Below are 14,540 nucleotides of genomic sequence, written 5' to 3' on the forward strand. Positions count from 1 at the left end.
CGTGAAGGTGCTGCGAAATTTCCGGTTTCGCAAATTCATTTATCAGAAAGGCGATATCGGTTTTTCCGATAGATCAGCGGCCAATCTTCTCCGGTCGCTGACGGACCATGCGCTGCGATTGGGCAAGCCCGATGAAGTCGCGTGCGGCCTGCGGCAGGCCGGAGCCGCGCCGCCAGACCATGCCGACCTGCACCACCGGCAAAGAGCCCGAAATATCGCGCGATTCGATGCGGTCGCCTTCGAGCGACCATGGCCGGTAGACGAGGTCGGGCAACAACGCCACACCGGCGCCGGTGGCGACGAGGCTGCGCACCGCCTCGACAGAGCGGGTGCGGAAGGCGACATGCGGCTTGGCGCCGATCGCCGCCAGCAGTTTTCCGGTGTTCTCCTCGATCTCGTCGACGGTCAGCATGATCAGCGGCTCCGAGGCGATGTCGCCAATGCCGATGATGTCGGCGCCGGCCAGCGGGTGGCCGAGCGGCAGCCATAGCCGGTAGGCCGAGACTTCGAGAATTTCCGATTGCAGCGCGGTGCGATCGCGCAGGTTCGAGGTGACCATGACGGCGATGTCGAGCTTGCCTCCGATCAGGAGGTGCTCAAGGTAATCGCCATTGTCCTCGATGGCCGAGACCTCAACGCCCGGGTAGGCACGTCGATAGCGGGCGAGAAGGTCGGACAGCACATAACCGGCGACCAGCGAGGTGACACCGAGCTGGAGCCGGCCGCCTGCGGCCGCTTGCTCGCCGAAGAAGGCGCGGCGCGCATCGGAAACGTCGGCAAGAATCTTTGTCGCGTGGCGCAGGAACTGATGGCCCTTGTGGGTGATGTTCAAGCCGCGCGGGTGGCGCTCGAACAGCTCGACGCCGAGATCGTGTTCCAGTTCCTTGATCGCTTCGGTGACCGACGATTGCGAGATCGACAGGTTCTGCGCAGCACCCGACACCGTGCCTTGTTCGGCGACGGCGATGAAGAACTGCAATTGGCGGATGGTGAAGGCCATGGCCGGACTAAACACGGCGAAGGCGGCGCTGGGAAGTGGGCGACGGGCGCTTGACGACCGCGAGACTCGTAACTAAGTAAGTTACATGAAACGAAACAGCAGACTTTCCTCGACCCTGCACATTCTCGTCCACATGGCCGAGACGCAGGAGCACGCGCTGACCTCCGAGCAGCTCGCCACATTCATCCACACGAACCCGGTCGTCGTCCGCCGGACCATTGCTGGCTTGCGCGACGCTGGCATCGTCACCTCGTCGCGCGGCCATGGCGGCGGCTGGCAGCTTGGCCGTGCGCCCGAGAAAATCTCGCTGGCCGAGATCAGCGCCGCCCTTGGCGAAACGCTGCTGCCGTTCGGCACCGAGCCGGAAAGTCCCGGCTGCCTTGTCGAACAAGCGGTGATAGCGGCGCTCGATGATTTTCGCGTCGAGGCCGAGAGGCTGCTGGCGGAAAAACTCAGTCGCATCACGCTCGCCGATCTCGCCGCCGATTTCCACCGCCGTTACGAGTTGATTGGAGTGACCAGCCATGCAGTATGATCTACCAGCTACGCAGTATGATCTGATCGTCGTCGGCGGCAGCTTTGCCGGCCTGTCCGCCGCCATCCAGGCAGGACGGGCCCGGCGCAACGTCCTGGTGATCGACGCGGGCCAGCCGCGTAACCGTTTTGCCGAACATTCGCACGGGTTCCTGGGACAGGACGGGCGCGCGCCCGGCGCAATCCTGGACGACGCAAGACGGCAGCTGCTGGCCTATCCGACAGCCAGGGTCGTCGCCGGATTGGCGAACAAGGCCGCTGCCGCCGGTTCCGGCTTCGAGATTATGACGGATCGCGGCGAGACATTCGGCGCGGCGCGGCTGGTGCTTGCCACCGGCGTGCGCGATATCCTGCCGGATGTCCCCGGGCTTGCCGAGCATTGGGGAAAGAGCGTGCTGCACTGTCCTTATTGCCATGGTTACGAGGTGGCCGGCGGGCCGCTTGGCGTGCTGGCAACCGGCCCGATGGCAGTGCATCAGGCGCAATTGATCGCCGACTGGGGTGACGTCACGCTGTTCGCCAACGGCATGTTCGAGCCTGACGCGGAACAGATGCTTGCGCTGGAAAGGCGGAACGTGCGGTTCGAGCCGGCCGGCGTGGCGGAGCTGGAACAGGATGGTTCGGGCGGGCTGATCGTCAGTCTCGAAGACGGCCGCAAAGCCGGCATTGCGGCGCTGTTCACCGCACCGCGCAACACCATGGCGAGCCCGCTGGCCGAGCAGCTTGGCTGTACTTTCACGGAAGGCTTCCTCGGCCCAGTGATCACCGTCGACGACCGGCAGCAGACGACCGTGCCCGGCGTCTATGCCGCTGGAGATGCGGCACGATCGATGCACAACATCGCCTTCGCGGTATCAGGTGGCGCCTTCGCGGGCGTATGCGCCCACCAATCGCTGGTTTTCGATTAGATTCCGATCTTGCCATCCGCAATGCTGAGCCGTGCGCCCGCCTGGGCAAGGGCGGCGGCGATGTCGCGCGGCGGCGAACGGTCGGTGGCAAGTTCGGAAAAACCCTCGAAGCCGCAGACCTGAACCAGGCCCTGGCGGCCGAACTTGGTGTGGTCGGTGATGACGAGCGAGCGCTGGCCGCGCGACAGCACCATGCGGGCGATTTCCGCCTCTTCCAGATCATAGTCCATGACGCCCGTGACGGCATCGACCGCACCGGTGGAGATCACCGCATGATTGACGGAAAAGCGGCTGACGAACTCAATGGCCGAGACGCCGAAGGCTGCGCCCGAATCGCTGCGCAATTCGCCGCCGGCCATATAGACCTTGTTGCCATTGACGGTGGCCAGCGTGCGGGCGATGTCGGAGGAGTTGGTGACCACCGTCAACCGGCGGTGGCCGAGCAGCTCGCGGGCCAGGAAAGAGGTGGTGGTGCCGGTGTCGAGCATGATCGATTCGCCGTCGCGAATGGTGGCGGCAACCATGCGGGCGATGGCGCGCTTGGCGTCGGCATTCTCGCGCATGCGCCGCTCGAATGGCGCCTCGCCGGCCATCGACGGCAGGCCGACGGCGCCATGCATCTTCAGGATCGAACCGTCACTGGTCAGCGGCTTGACGTCGCGGCGCACGGTCTCCAGCGAGACGCCCAGCCGGTCGGCCAGGCTGGCGATGGTGACGGTGCCCTCCTCCTGCAGGAGACGCAGGATTTCGCCATGCCGCTTCGAATGGACCATCGAGCTTCGCCAATCGGATTGTTGCGCTGCTGACCGCTTCTAAGGCAAATTCGCCACAGTACACAAGGAATCCTTGCGAATCCGGGCAAGAAGACAGAAAAAGCCACAAGTTTTCGTTGACAAGCCAGATCACATGGCGCGACACTAGCTAGGTGATAGGCTCGGAATGGCCACGGGAGAACGATGGCAGAGCCGCATCAAAATTCGCTTACCCGAACGTCTGGAAAATCGTCCGGGGCAAGGGATAGGAATTTTTTCGAATCCGCGGGGGCGGATGCCGGCGTCGAAGAACCCGGCACAGGGGCTCGTCGGTGCGGTGCGGGATACCGATCCTGGCATCCCGCACCGACGAGATCTTCGCATTGCTCCCTCCTGCCGGCCGCCATCTTTGTCTCGCCCGCGGCGTCTTGAACCCCGCCCAACGAGGGATGAGCCTGTGACCGCCGAGGACCGCATCCGCGCGCTGCCCTGCTGGACCGGCAGCATCGAGATCGCTCCGCTGCCGGGCGGCCTGAGCAACGCCAACTATCTGGTCAAGGATGCGGCCGGGCGGCATGTCGTGCGCTTCGGTCAGGACTTTCCGTTCCACCATGTCTTTCGCGAGCGTGAGGTGATGACCGCGCGCGCAGCTCACGCCGCCGGCTTTGGGCCGGCCGTCCGCCATACCGAGTCCGGCATCATAGTGACAGAGTACCTCGGCGCCAGGACCTTTGTCGCGGAGGATGTGCGCGCCAATATCGGCCGCGTCGCCGCCCTGATGCGCGGCTTTCATCGGGAGATGCCCAATCATGTCTCCGGCGCCGGCTTCATGTTCTGGGTGTTCCATGTCATCCGCGACTATGCGCGCACGCTGGAGGAAGGCGGCAGCCGCATGCGAAGCGAGTTACCGCGGTTGCTGACGCTTGCGGACGAACTCGAACGGGCGCAGAAACTGCTGCCGATCGTTTTTGGCCACAATGATCTTTTGCCGGCTAATATTCTCGACGATGGCGACAGGCTTTGGCTGATCGATTTCGAATATGCCGGTTTCAACACGGCGATGTTCGACCTTGCCGGCGTCGCCTCGAACGCCGGCATGAGCGACGAGGAGTCCTTCGCCTTTCTAACCGCCTATTTCATGAAGGAGCCGGACGAGGCGATCCGCCGCTCGCATGCAGCCATGCAATGCGCATCGCTGCTGCGCGAGGCGATGTGGAGCATGGTTTCTGAACTTTATCTCGACGCGCCCGGCATCGACTATGTCGCCTATACCGACGAAAACCTGACGCGGCTCGATGCCGCGCTGGAAAACTACAGAACAAAATACGGACAAAAATCATGACATTGCCCGCCCATGCCGAGATCGTCGTCATCGGCGGCGGCATTATCGGCTGCTCGACGGCCTATCATCTGGCGCGTGACCACAAGGCCGATGTCGTGCTTTTGGAGCAGGGCAAGCTGACTTCGGGCTCCACGTGGCATGCGGCGGGGCTGGTCGGTCAGTTGCGGTCGTCGGCCTCCATCACCCGGGTGCTCAAATATTCGGTCGATCTCTACAAAGGGCTGGAGGCCGAAACCGGGCTGGCCACCGGCTGGAAGATGACCGGGTGCCTCAGGCTCGCCACCAATGCCGACCGCTGGATCGAGTATAAGAGGCTGGCGACGACGGCGAAAAGCTTTGGCATGGACATGCAGTTGCTGTCACCGGCCGAGGTCAAGACAATGTGGCCGCTGCTGGAAACCGGCGATCTCGTCGGTGCCAGCTGGCTGCCGACCGACGGCCAGGCAAGCCCTTCCGACATCACGCAGTCGCTGGCCAAAGGCGCGCGCATGCATGGCGCCAGACTGTTCGAGGATGTGCGCGTCACCGGCTTCGATTTGAAGGATGGCCGCATCACCGCGGTAAAGACCAACAGGGGCGATATCGCCTGCGACAAGGTGGTGAATTGTGCAGGGCAATGGGCGCGGCAGGTCGGTGCGCTAGCCGGCATCAACGTGCCGCTGCAGCCAGTGAAGCACCAGTATATAATCACCGAAAAGATCGACGGGTTGGCGACCGATGCGCCGACGATCCGCGACCCCGACCGCCGCACCTATTTCAAGGAGGAGGTCGGCGGGCTGGTGATGGGCGGCTATGAGCCGAACCCGCAAGCCTGGACGACCGATCTTCCCGGCGGCGACGTCCCTGACGACTGGGAGTTCCGGCTGTTCGACGACGATTACGATCATTTCGAGCAGCATATGAACCAGGCGATCGCGCGGATTCCGGCGCTCGAAACCGTCGGCGTCAAGCAGATGATCAACGGACCGGAGAGTTTCACGCCCGACGGCAATTTCATCCTCGGCGTGGCGCCCGAATGCGCCAACATGTTCGTCGGCGCCGGCTTCAACGCCTTCGGCATCGCGGCGGGCGGCGGCGCCGGCTGGGTGTTGGCGCAATGGGTGGTCGGCGGCGAGGCGCCATTCGACCTGTGGGTGGTCGATATCAGGCGCTTTTCCGACCTGCACCGCGACCGGCAATGGGTCCGCGACCGCACGCTGGAAGCCTATGGCAAGCACTACACGATCGGCTTCCCGCATGAGGAGTATGCCACGGGCCGGCCGCGGATCGTGTCGCCGCTCTATGAACGGCTGCAAAAGCACCGCGCTGTGTTCGGCTCGAAACTCGGCTGGGAGCGGCCGAACTGGTTCGCGCCCGAAGGTGTCGAGCCAAAGGACATCTATTCGATGGGCCGGCAGAACTGGTTTTCAGCCGTTGGCGACGAGCACCGGCACGTGCGCGAGAGCGTCGGCATCTTCGACCAGTCGTCCTTCGCCAAATACGAGATGACCGGCGCGGACGCGCTGAAGGCGCTCGACTGGATCTGCGCCAACGACATCAGCAAGCCGGTCGGCCGGTTGACCTACACGCAGCTTCTCAACACGCGCGGCGGCATCGAGGCCGACTTGACCGTGGCGCGGCTCGGCGAAGAACGGTTCTACGTCGTCACCGGCACCGGTTTCAGGACGCATGATTTCTCGTGGATCGGCGACCATGTCGGCAAGGAGCTCGATGTGACGCTCACCGATGTCACCGAGGATTTCGGCACGCTGTCGCTGATGGGACCGCGTGCCCGCGACGTGCTGGCTGCGGTGACCGATGCGGATGTGTCGAACACCGCTTTCCCGTTCGGCCATGTGCGGGAAATCTCCATTGCCACCCACACCATCCGGGCGCTGCGCATCACCTATGTCGGCGAGCTTGGCTGGGAACTGCATGTGCCGATCGCGGCAACGGGCGAGATTTTCGACACGCTGATGGCCGCAGGCAGGACATACAACATCCGCCCGGTCGGTTACCGGGCGCTGGAATCACTACGTCTGGAAAAAGGCTACCGCGCCTGGGGCTCCGACATCACACCCAACGACACGCCGCAGGAGGCCGGTCTCGGCTGGGCGGTGAAACTCAGAAAGAATACAGATTTCCTCGGCAGGCGGGCTCTGGAAAGCATCAGCGGCGCCGCACCGAAAAAACGCTTTGCCGGCTTTACGGTCGACGATTGCGAGATCGTGCTGCTCGGGCGCGAGACGATATTGCGCAACAACGAGCCGGTCGGCTACCTGACCAGCGGCGGCTATGGCTACACCATTGGCAAAAATATCGGCTATGGCTACGTGCGCAACGCCGATGGCGTCAGCGACGATTTTCTCGCCTCCGGCGATTACGCGCTGGTGGTCGCGATGGAGCGGACACCGGCAAAGATCCACCTCGAGCCGCTTTACGATCCGGCGGGAGAAAAGATCAGAGCCTAAAGCGCGTCGCGTCTGAAGGGATTCATGCGACGCGCTTTAAGTTCTTGTTTTTATGCATGTCGTTATCCCAAAACCGCTGCGCACTTTTGGGCGACATGCATTAGATCAGCTCACGCGCAGAACGAGGCCACGGCTGGGCACAGTGTCCGCCTCGCCCGGCATGGACACATAGGGCGACGTCTCCTCGGCGCGCGTGACGATGCCATTCGCCTCAAGGTCGGCAATTCGTGCGGAAAAGCCGGCGTCCCACAGCGTGCTCTTGACCGTCAGCACGATCACCCCGCCCGGCCGGCAGATGCGGATCAGTTCGTCCAGCCCCTCTGCGCCGACATGGCCCGAGGTGAAGACGCCGGCCGATATGATCCCGGCATAGGCATTATCCGCGAAAGGCAGCGGCCCGCCGAGCGCCAGGCAGTGAAGCGCCGAATAGACGCCCTTGCGCTCGGCCTTGGCCAGCATGCCCGCAGATATGTCGAGCGCCTCAACGTGCGGATAGCCTGTGATGGCAAGCCATTCGCCAATCAGCCCGGTTCCGGCCCCAGCATCGAGGAGCGGTGCCGCGCCGCGCGGCAAATGGCGGGCAAGCAAGGCAAGGCAGATGGTTGGATGGCGGTAACCGGCCGCCAACATGTCGGCGTCGTAGGTGTCGGACCAGCGGTCGTAGAGCGCCGCCACCTCCTCTGGCCGCTGCGCTGCATAGGCTGCGGCGAGCGCACCCTCATTTTTCCTGTCCGCCATCGCAGTCCTATCCGCAAAATCAAGTGCTGCAGCGACCTTTGCGCGTCCAACAGGGACGCACGGCGCTGGAGTGAATCGCATGCCGGCGATGATAGCCAAACGGTGAAATTTGTGGAACCGTCGTCGCCACAAATAAAGACGCGAAAGGGGGCGGAAAGCGATGGTGGACGAGGAAGCACGCGCGGCGCTTGCAGCCATTCCAATGCTGGCCGCCTACCAGGGACCGCTGGAGCGGCTTGGCGGCCTCACCAACCTCGTCTTCAGGGCTGGAGATGTCTGCCTCCGGATTCCCGGCAAGGGCACAGAGGAGTATATCAACCGCGCCAACGAGGCGGTGGCGGCACGGGAAGCCGCCAAGGCCGGCGTCAGCCCCGAGGTGCTGCATGTCGACGGCGAGACAGGCGTGATGATGACGCGTTTCGTCGTCGGAGCCGAGACGATGTCGCCGGAAAAATTCAGGACCCGGCCGGGCAGTCCGGCGCGTGCCGGCGAAGCTTTCCGCAGATTGCATACATCCGGCGCCGTGTTTCCCTTCCGCTTCGAGCTTTTTGCGATGATCGACGACTATCTGAAGGTATTGTCGACCAAGGACGTCGCCCTGCCCACCGGCTATCACGACGTGGTACGTGAGGCGGAAACCGTGCGCTCGGCCCTTGCCGCGCATCCCCTGCCCCTCGCCGCCTGCCACTGCGATCCGCTGTGCGAAAACTTCCTCGATACGGGCGACAGGATGTGGATCGTCGACTGGGAGTATTCCGGCATGAACGATCCGCTCTGGGATCTCGGCGACCTCAGCGTCGAAGGACAGTTTGATACGGCGCAGGAGGAAGAGATGATGCTCGCCTATTTCGGTGGCGAGCCAACGCCGGCGGAGCGCGGCCGCGTTGTCATCTACAAGGCAATGTGCGACCTGCTGTGGACGCTGTGGGGGCTGATCCAGCTTGCCAATAGCAATCCGGTCGACGATTTCCGCGCCTATGCCGACGGGCGTTTTTCGCGCTGCAAGGCGCTGATGGAGACGCCGGAGTTTTCAAGGCATCTGGCGGCGGTGCGCGCGGGTTAGACCTAATTTACGCCTTTCGGCACGTGTTCGGGCGGCACAGTGTCGACCACCTTCTGGCGATGGAAGATGAACAGGCCGGCCAGCACGATGATCCCAGAGCCGATCAGGATGCGCGGGCCGGGCATGTCGCCGAAGAAGGCCAGCCCGAAGATGACGGCCCACAGCAGCAGGCTGTAGTGCAGCGGCGCCAGCGTCGAGGCGGGCGCCAGCTTCAGCGCCCTTGTGATCATCAGATGCGCGCCGCAGGAGACGATGCCGAGAAGCAGCATGGCGCCGAAATCGAGCGAGGACGGCGTCTGCCAGTTGCCGATGGTCAGCACCGCGCCGACTAGCAATGTGCCGATGGTTTGCCAGGTCACGAGCGAGGTGTCGCTGGTGCCGCGCAGCCGCCGGTTGAGGATGATGGCGAAGGCGAATGAAATGCTTCCGGCCAATGCAAAGGTCGACGACAGCGAAAACGCGGCCGAGGACGGTTTGAGCATGATCAGCACGCCGCAGAAGCCGACCAGGATCGCCATCCAGCGGCGCCAGCCGACCTTTTCACCGAGCAACAGATGGGACAAGGCCGCAACGTAGATCGGCCCCGCCATGTAGAAACTCATAACGTCGGCGAGCGGCAGGTAGACGACAGCGGCATAAAACAGCGCCGTGTCGAGCGTCGTCATAACGACGCGCAAGACCTGCAGCTCAGGTCGCTCCATGCGGAACAGCTTGGCCGTACCTTGACGCGCGATCATCGGGCCGAGCACGAAAAAGGCGCCGATCGAACGGATCAGCACGACTTGGCCGACGGAAAAGCTGGCGACCAGCCATTTGCCCATCGCATCGTTCAACGCAAACAGGAAATCGCCGGCAAGCATCAGCAGAATGCCAGCCAAAAGCACGTTCCTGATCGTCGAATTCTGGGCTGTTGGCTGTGCCATGCCGATGTCGCTTCCTCCCGCATGAAAGCTCGGTGAGCAGCGTCGTAGACGCAAGCAGCCGCTTTGACGAGCGTAAATCGGGAACCCGGCCAGACCAGAGCCGGAAATCGGCTGGGCCTATACTGAAAGTCGCCGATTTGAACGGCCTACTTTGGCCGTGGCCGAAGGATGACCGGCCGATAGATCACGAGCCGGTCCCAGGGATCGAAAGCCGACGCGCTTCTCAGTTCCGCGCGCCGCGCGAGATCGATGCGCTGCAGGCATTCCGCGAAGGCATCATTCTTCCTGGCGAAGCCGTAGGACCGGCATTTCGCCTCGTCCGCGGCACGACGGTCTTCTGCCGTCATGCAGCCTGAGATCGCCGCCAACGCGACCACCATCGCCGTCTTGTGCCACATGGTGTCCTCCTCGACATAAAACTGGAGCCTGATTGTAGACTTAAGGTTGGGACCTATCAATCTGATCGAAGCGTGCGGCTTGATGCAGGTTCAATGTCCTATTGGGCCTGCCATTATTGGTCATGAAATGGGCGGGCGATGCCTGCGGTTCACAGTTCCTGGCCGTCCTGCGATCGAGAGTCGCGTTTCCTGCTTGGCCCGCTCGGCCACCACCTTGCCCCTGGCGATGACGCAGAGGCGCTCGGGACGCAGACGCAAGGCCTCGACCGGATCGCCGGCATCGAGGACGACGAGGCTGGCGCGCTTGCCGACCGCCAGGCCGAGATCGTCGAGGCCCATGATGGCGGCGTTGACATTGGTGACCATGTCGAAGCAGCGCGCCATGTCGGCCGGGCTCGACATCTGAGCGACGTGAAGACCCATGAAGGCGACGTCGAGCATGTCGGCGGTGCCCAGCGAATACCAGGGGTCGAGCACGCAATCCTGGCCCCAGCCGACGCGGATGCCGAGGGCAAGCATTTCCTTAACCCGCGTCAGGCCGCGGCGCTTGGGAAATGTGTCGTGGCGGCCCTGCAGCATGATGTTGATAAGCGGATTGGGGATCGCCGAGACGCCGGCCTCGGCGATCAACGGCAACAGCTTCGAGACATAGTAATTGTCCATTGAGTGCATCGAAGTGAGATGCGAGCCGGCGACCCTACCGTGCAGGCCGAGGCGTTGCGTCTCATAGGCTAGCTGCTCGATATGGCGCGACAGCGGATCATCGGTCTCGTCGCAATGCAGGTCGACCATCAGCCCGCGCTTTGCCGCGATCTCGCACAGTTCCGTCACAGACCGCGTGCCGTCGGCCATGGTGCGCTCGAAATGCGGAATGCCCCCAACGATGTCGACACCCATGTCGAGCGCCCTGATGGTGTTGTCGCGCGCCGTCGGCGAGCGGTAAAACCCGTCCTGCGGGAAGGCGACCAGTTGCAGGTCGATATAGGGCGCGACCGTCTTCTTCACGTCGAGCAGGGCTTCAACCGCCAGCAAGCGGTCGTCGCAGACATCGACATGGGTGCGGATGGCGAGCAGACCCATCGACACCGCCCAGTCGCAATAGGCGAGGGCGCGGTCGCGCACCGCCTCATGCGTCAGCAGCGGCTTCAATTCGCCCCAAAGCGAAATGCCTTCCAGCAACGTGCCAGACGCGTTGATGCGCGGGATTCCCAGGGAGAGCGTGGCGTCCATGTGGAAGTGCGGATCGACGAAGGGCGGCGAGACCAGATTGCCATGGGCGTCGATCGCCGTGCCCGCGGTGACGTTCAACTCTGGCTCGATGGCCGCGATCGTCTCGCCGATGATGCCGATGTCGGCGATTGTGCCGTCGGGCAGCACGCCGCCGCGGACGATAAGGTCGAAATTCATCTGTCGTCGTCCTCTTTCAGAATCACGTTACAGCGCCGCGCGTCCTCTTGGACGCGCAAAGGACGCTGCAGCACTTTGATTTTGCGCATGATCCCCAGCGAAAATCGAATCCGATTTCCGGGGCCGTGTGCATCGTGGAGCAAAAGACAGGTTGCCGCAGCCGTTTCTTTCCGCGGCAGCGAACAGTTCCATCCGACCACAACTCGCTCTATAAGCCGCCTTTCGTCCATTGAGGCGAATCCGCATCGTGTGTCGCGGCGCAGCGATCGGCTTCGGGCTCAACGCCACATTCGCAACCACGGAAATCCAGTGTGAACTTGAAGTTCCTCAAAGGTGACGAACGCTCGGAAGAGAACCGGCGCCTTATCGTAAGGCTGATCAGGGAATCCTTTCACCAGCACAAGTTTGGATACGGCGCCGCCATACTGTCGATGCTGGTGGTGGCCGCCATGACGGGCGCCAGCGCCTGGATTCTGCGCGAAATCACCAATGAGTTTGTGATCTACAAAAGAGTCGAGCGCATCAACTGGATTGCCGCAGCGGTCGCCGCGATCTTCATCGCCAAGGGCATCGCCAATTTCGTCCAAGCCTATTTCATGAGCCGCGTCGGCAACAGCATCATCGCCGAACGGCAGCGCAAGATCTACGACCGCATCCTGGCGCAAGGCATCGAGTTCTACCATTCGACCTCGTCATCCGACCTGATCACCCGCATGACCAACAATGCACAGGCCGCTCGCAGCGTGCTCGACCTCGTCGTCACGTCCTATGTGCGCGACCTGGTGACGTTGGTTGTCCTGGTGGCGGTCATGGTCTGGCAGCAGCCTGCGCTGTCCCTGATCTGCTTCGTCATCGGGCCCATAGCCATCTACGGCGTCAACCGCATCCTGAAGCGCGTCCGCAAGATCGCCGCGCAGGAATTCCGCTCGCTAGGCCAGATCGTGCAGGTGATGCAGGAAACGGCAATCGGCGTGCGTGTCGTCAAATCGTTCGGTCTCGAAGGCGCGATGCGCAAGCGCATGCACAAGGCGGTGTCGGATGTCGAGAACCGCGCCAACAACATTGCTACACTGGAGGCTGCCACCAGCCCGGTGATGGAAACGCTTGCCGGACTGGCGATCTCCGGCGCCATCCTGGTCAGCGGCCTTCTGGTCCTGCAGGGGGGCCAGATGCCAGGCAACATCATGGCCTTCATCGCGGCGCTGCTGCTTGCCTATGAACCGGCAAAGCGCCTCGCCCGCGTGCGTATCTCGCTGGAAACCGGCATCGTCGGCGTGCGCATGATGTTCCAGCTCGCCGACCGGCCGCTGACGCTGGCCGAAAAGCCGGACGCCAAGCCGCTGCGGCCGGGGCCGGGCGAAATCCGTTTCGACAATGTTAGCTTTGCCTATCCGGAAAGCCCGCCGGTGTTCGAAGGGTTCGACCTGACCCTGGCGGCAGGCAAGATGACGGCGCTGGTCGGGCCATCGGGCGGCGGCAAGTCGACCATCCTCAACCTGATCATGCGTATGTACGACCCGCAGAGCGGCAAGGTGCTGTTCGATGGCCAGGACATTGCGCACGCCACACTCGCCTCACTGCGGCAGAAGATCGCCTATGTGAGCCAGGACACGTTCCTGTTTGCCGGCACGGTGATGCACAACATCCGTCTCGGGCGGCAGGACGCGCCCGACGAGGACGTGATCGCCGCCGCCAAGGCAGCCAACGCCCACAATTTCATCACCGCCATGGCGAAAGGCTACGACACGGAGGTCGGCGAGAACGGCGCGCTGCTTTCCGGTGGGCAGCGCCAGCGGATTTCGATCGCGCGTGCCATGCTGCGCAACGCGGAGATCCTGCTGCTGGACGAGGCGACCAGCGCGCTCGATGCCGAATCCGAGGCGCTGTTTCGCGACGCGCTACAGCAGCTAACGGTCGGGCGCACCACCATCGTCATCGCCCACCGGCTGTCGACCGTGCACCAGGCCGACACGATCGTGGTTCTGGAAGCCGGCAAAGTGGTGGAAAGCGGCCCGCACCGGGCGCTGCTCAGGCAAGGCGGCCTCTACCAGAAGCTTTATGAATACCAGTTGATGCCGTAGCGCTCTGTTCCCTTCTCCCCTTGTTGTGGGAGAAGGTGGATCGGCGCGCAGCGCCGAGACGGTTGAGGGGTGCTGGACGGAATGAGGCGCTGGCGTTCCCTGGAACACCCCTCATCCGACCTCGCTTCGCAAGGCCACCTTCTCTCACAAGGGGAGAAGGGAAGAACCGCGCTACTCCGGCACGTACCTTACCGCACCCTTTGCAGCACTGGTTGCCATCGCGGCATAGGCGCGCAAGGCCATCGTCACCTTGCGCTTGCGCTGTTCCACGGGCTTCCAGGCGGCAGCTCCCTTTGCCTCCATCGCCGCGCGGCGGGCGACCAGTTCCGCGTCGTCGACAGCAAGCCGGATGGTACGGTTCGGGATATCGATCTCGATCGTGTCGCCCTCCTGCACCAGCCCGATCAGCCCGCCTTCCGCCGCCTCCGGGGACGCATGGCCGATCGACAGGCCGGAGGTGCCGCCGGAGAAGCGGCCATCGGTGACCAGCGCGCAGGCTTTGCCGAGGCCCTTCGACTTGAGATAGCTGGTCGGGTAGAGCATTTCCTGCATGCCAGGGCCGCCACGCGGCCCCTCGTAGCGGATGACGACGACATCGCCGGCCTTGATCTCGTTGGACAGGATCGCTTTGACGCTGGCGTCCTGGCTTTCGAACACTCTGGCCGGGCCGGTGAATTTCAGGATCGATTCATCGACGCCGGCGGTCTTCACGATGCAGCCGTCCAGCGCAAGGTTGCCCTTAAGCACGGCAAGGCCACCGTCCTTGGAAAACGGGTGCTCGGCCGAGCGGATGACACCCTTCTCCCGGTCGAGATCGAGCTCGTCCCAGCGGCGGTCCTGACTGAAGGCGACTTGCGTCGGCACGCCGCCCGGAGCCGCCAGAAAGAAGTCGCGGACGCTTTGACTGGTGGGGCGGGCGATGTCCCAATGGGCGAGCGCTTCAC

The 14,540-nt window shown here is 63.2% G+C and carries 13 protein-coding genes; 6 read left to right on the plus strand and 7 right to left on the minus strand.

Features of this window, described 5'->3' with window-relative positions:
• Positions 1-73: 73 nt before the first annotated feature.
• Entirely contained in the window at positions 74-1,000 is a 927-nt protein-coding gene (locus tag EOB36_RS21100; protein ID WP_095483006.1) for a LysR family transcriptional regulator, read from the minus strand.
• 85 nt (positions 1,001-1,085) lie between these two features.
• On the opposite strand from EOB36_RS21100, the gene EOB36_RS21105 reads away from it, so the two are divergent.
• Both EOB36_RS21105 and EOB36_RS21110 read left to right on the plus strand, forming a co-directional pair.
• Positions 1,086-1,535 carry an Rrf2 family transcriptional regulator gene (locus EOB36_RS21105; RefSeq protein WP_095483007.1) on the plus strand — a complete coding sequence of 150 codons (450 nt, stop codon included), beginning with the start codon at positions 1,086-1,088 and terminating at the stop codon, positions 1,533-1,535.
• A complete protein-coding gene (locus EOB36_RS21110) occupies positions 1,525-2,442 on the plus strand; it encodes an NAD(P)/FAD-dependent oxidoreductase (protein ID WP_095483008.1) in 918 nt (305 codons plus the stop codon). Before EOB36_RS21105 ends, EOB36_RS21110 begins: the two co-directional genes overlap by 11 nt.
• Here the strand turns inward: EOB36_RS21110 and EOB36_RS21115 are convergent.
• On the minus strand, positions 2,439-3,215 hold the full coding sequence (locus EOB36_RS21115) for a DeoR/GlpR family DNA-binding transcription regulator (protein ID WP_095483009.1): 777 nt from the start codon (positions 3,213-3,215) through the stop codon (positions 2,439-2,441). The two genes, EOB36_RS21110 and EOB36_RS21115, sit on opposite strands and share 4 nt — an antisense overlap.
• Before the next feature lie 436 nt (positions 3,216-3,651).
• On the opposite strand from EOB36_RS21115, the gene EOB36_RS21120 reads away from it, so the two are divergent.
• Together EOB36_RS21120 and EOB36_RS21125 are read left to right on the plus strand one after the other, a co-directional pair.
• A complete protein-coding gene (locus EOB36_RS21120) occupies positions 3,652-4,536 on the plus strand; it encodes a phosphotransferase family protein (protein ID WP_095483010.1) in 885 nt (294 codons plus the stop codon).
• Complete coding sequence (locus EOB36_RS21125) at positions 4,533-6,986, plus strand: FAD-dependent oxidoreductase (RefSeq protein ID WP_095483011.1); 2,454 nt, start codon at positions 4,533-4,535, stop codon at positions 6,984-6,986. The genes EOB36_RS21120 and EOB36_RS21125 overlap by 4 nt, the downstream gene beginning before the upstream one ends.
• Before the next feature lie 105 nt (positions 6,987-7,091).
• Here EOB36_RS21125 and EOB36_RS21130 read toward each other — a convergent pair whose 3' ends face one another.
• A complete protein-coding gene (locus EOB36_RS21130) occupies positions 7,092-7,724 on the minus strand; it encodes a class I SAM-dependent methyltransferase (RefSeq protein ID WP_095483012.1) in 633 nt (210 codons plus the stop codon).
• 160 nt (positions 7,725-7,884) lie between these two features.
• Between EOB36_RS21130 and EOB36_RS21135 the strand changes: the two genes are divergently transcribed.
• Positions 7,885-8,787: a phosphotransferase family protein gene (locus tag EOB36_RS21135; protein WP_095483013.1), complete on the plus strand. Its 903-nt coding sequence runs from the start codon at positions 7,885-7,887 to the stop codon at positions 8,785-8,787.
• 2 nt (positions 8,788-8,789) lie between these two features.
• Here EOB36_RS21135 and EOB36_RS21140 read toward each other — a convergent pair whose 3' ends face one another.
• From EOB36_RS21140 to EOB36_RS21150, 3 genes are all read right to left on the minus strand, one after another.
• Complete coding sequence (locus EOB36_RS21140; RefSeq protein WP_095483014.1) at positions 8,790-9,710, minus strand: DMT family transporter; 921 nt, start codon at positions 9,708-9,710, stop codon at positions 8,790-8,792.
• Positions 9,711-9,856: 146 nt separating this feature from the next.
• Positions 9,857-10,108, minus strand: a complete 252-nt coding sequence (locus EOB36_RS21145; protein ID WP_095483015.1) for a hypothetical protein — start codon at positions 10,106-10,108, stop codon at positions 9,857-9,859.
• Positions 10,109-10,228: 120 nt separating this feature from the next.
• Positions 10,229-11,515 carry an amidohydrolase family protein gene (locus EOB36_RS21150; protein WP_095483016.1) on the minus strand — a complete coding sequence of 429 codons (1,287 nt, stop codon included), beginning with the start codon at positions 11,513-11,515 and terminating at the stop codon, positions 10,229-10,231.
• Positions 11,516-11,832: 317 nt separating this feature from the next.
• Here EOB36_RS21150 and EOB36_RS21155 point away from each other — a divergent pair, with 317 nt between their 5' ends.
• Entirely contained in the window at positions 11,833-13,596 is a 1,764-nt protein-coding gene (locus tag EOB36_RS21155; RefSeq protein ID WP_095483017.1) for an ABC transporter ATP-binding protein, read from the plus strand.
• Between the two features lie 171 nt (positions 13,597-13,767).
• Here EOB36_RS21155 and EOB36_RS21160 read toward each other — a convergent pair.
• Positions 13,768-14,540 (minus strand): dihydroxy-acid dehydratase (locus tag EOB36_RS21160; protein WP_206637191.1); only part of this gene is annotated, 773 nt, incomplete at its 5' end.

This window comes from Mesorhizobium sp. M6A.T.Cr.TU.017.01.1.1 (genome assembly GCF_004023115.1).
In the GTDB taxonomy this organism is placed as follows: Bacteria; Pseudomonadota; Alphaproteobacteria; order Rhizobiales; family Rhizobiaceae; genus Mesorhizobium; species Mesorhizobium mediterraneum.

Excerpts from the sequence above, each read along its gene's own strand:
- EOB36_RS21100 (WP_095483006.1), bottom strand. The coding sequence starts at position 1,000 with ATGGCCTTCACCATCCGCCAATTGCAGTTCTTCATCGCCGTCGCCGAA.
- EOB36_RS21105 (WP_095483007.1), top strand. The coding sequence starts at position 1,086 with ATGAAACGAAACAGCAGACTTTCCTCGACCCTGCACATTCTCGTCCAC.
- EOB36_RS21110 (WP_095483008.1), top strand. The coding sequence starts at position 1,525 with ATGCAGTATGATCTACCAGCTACGCAGTATGATCTGATCGTCGTCGGC.
- EOB36_RS21115 (WP_095483009.1), bottom strand. The coding sequence starts at position 3,215 with ATGGTCCATTCGAAGCGGCATGGCGAAATCCTGCGTCTCCTGCAGGAG.
- EOB36_RS21125 (WP_095483011.1), top strand. The coding sequence starts at position 4,533 with ATGACATTGCCCGCCCATGCCGAGATCGTCGTCATCGGCGGCGGCATT.
- EOB36_RS21130 (WP_095483012.1), bottom strand. The coding sequence starts at position 7,724 with ATGGCGGACAGGAAAAATGAGGGTGCGCTCGCCGCAGCCTATGCAGCG.
- EOB36_RS21135 (WP_095483013.1), top strand. The coding sequence starts at position 7,885 with ATGGTGGACGAGGAAGCACGCGCGGCGCTTGCAGCCATTCCAATGCTG.
- EOB36_RS21140 (WP_095483014.1), bottom strand. The coding sequence starts at position 9,710 with ATGGCACAGCCAACAGCCCAGAATTCGACGATCAGGAACGTGCTTTTG.
- EOB36_RS21145 (WP_095483015.1), bottom strand. The coding sequence starts at position 10,108 with ATGTGGCACAAGACGGCGATGGTGGTCGCGTTGGCGGCGATCTCAGGC.
- EOB36_RS21150 (WP_095483016.1), bottom strand. The coding sequence starts at position 11,515 with ATGAATTTCGACCTTATCGTCCGCGGCGGCGTGCTGCCCGACGGCACA.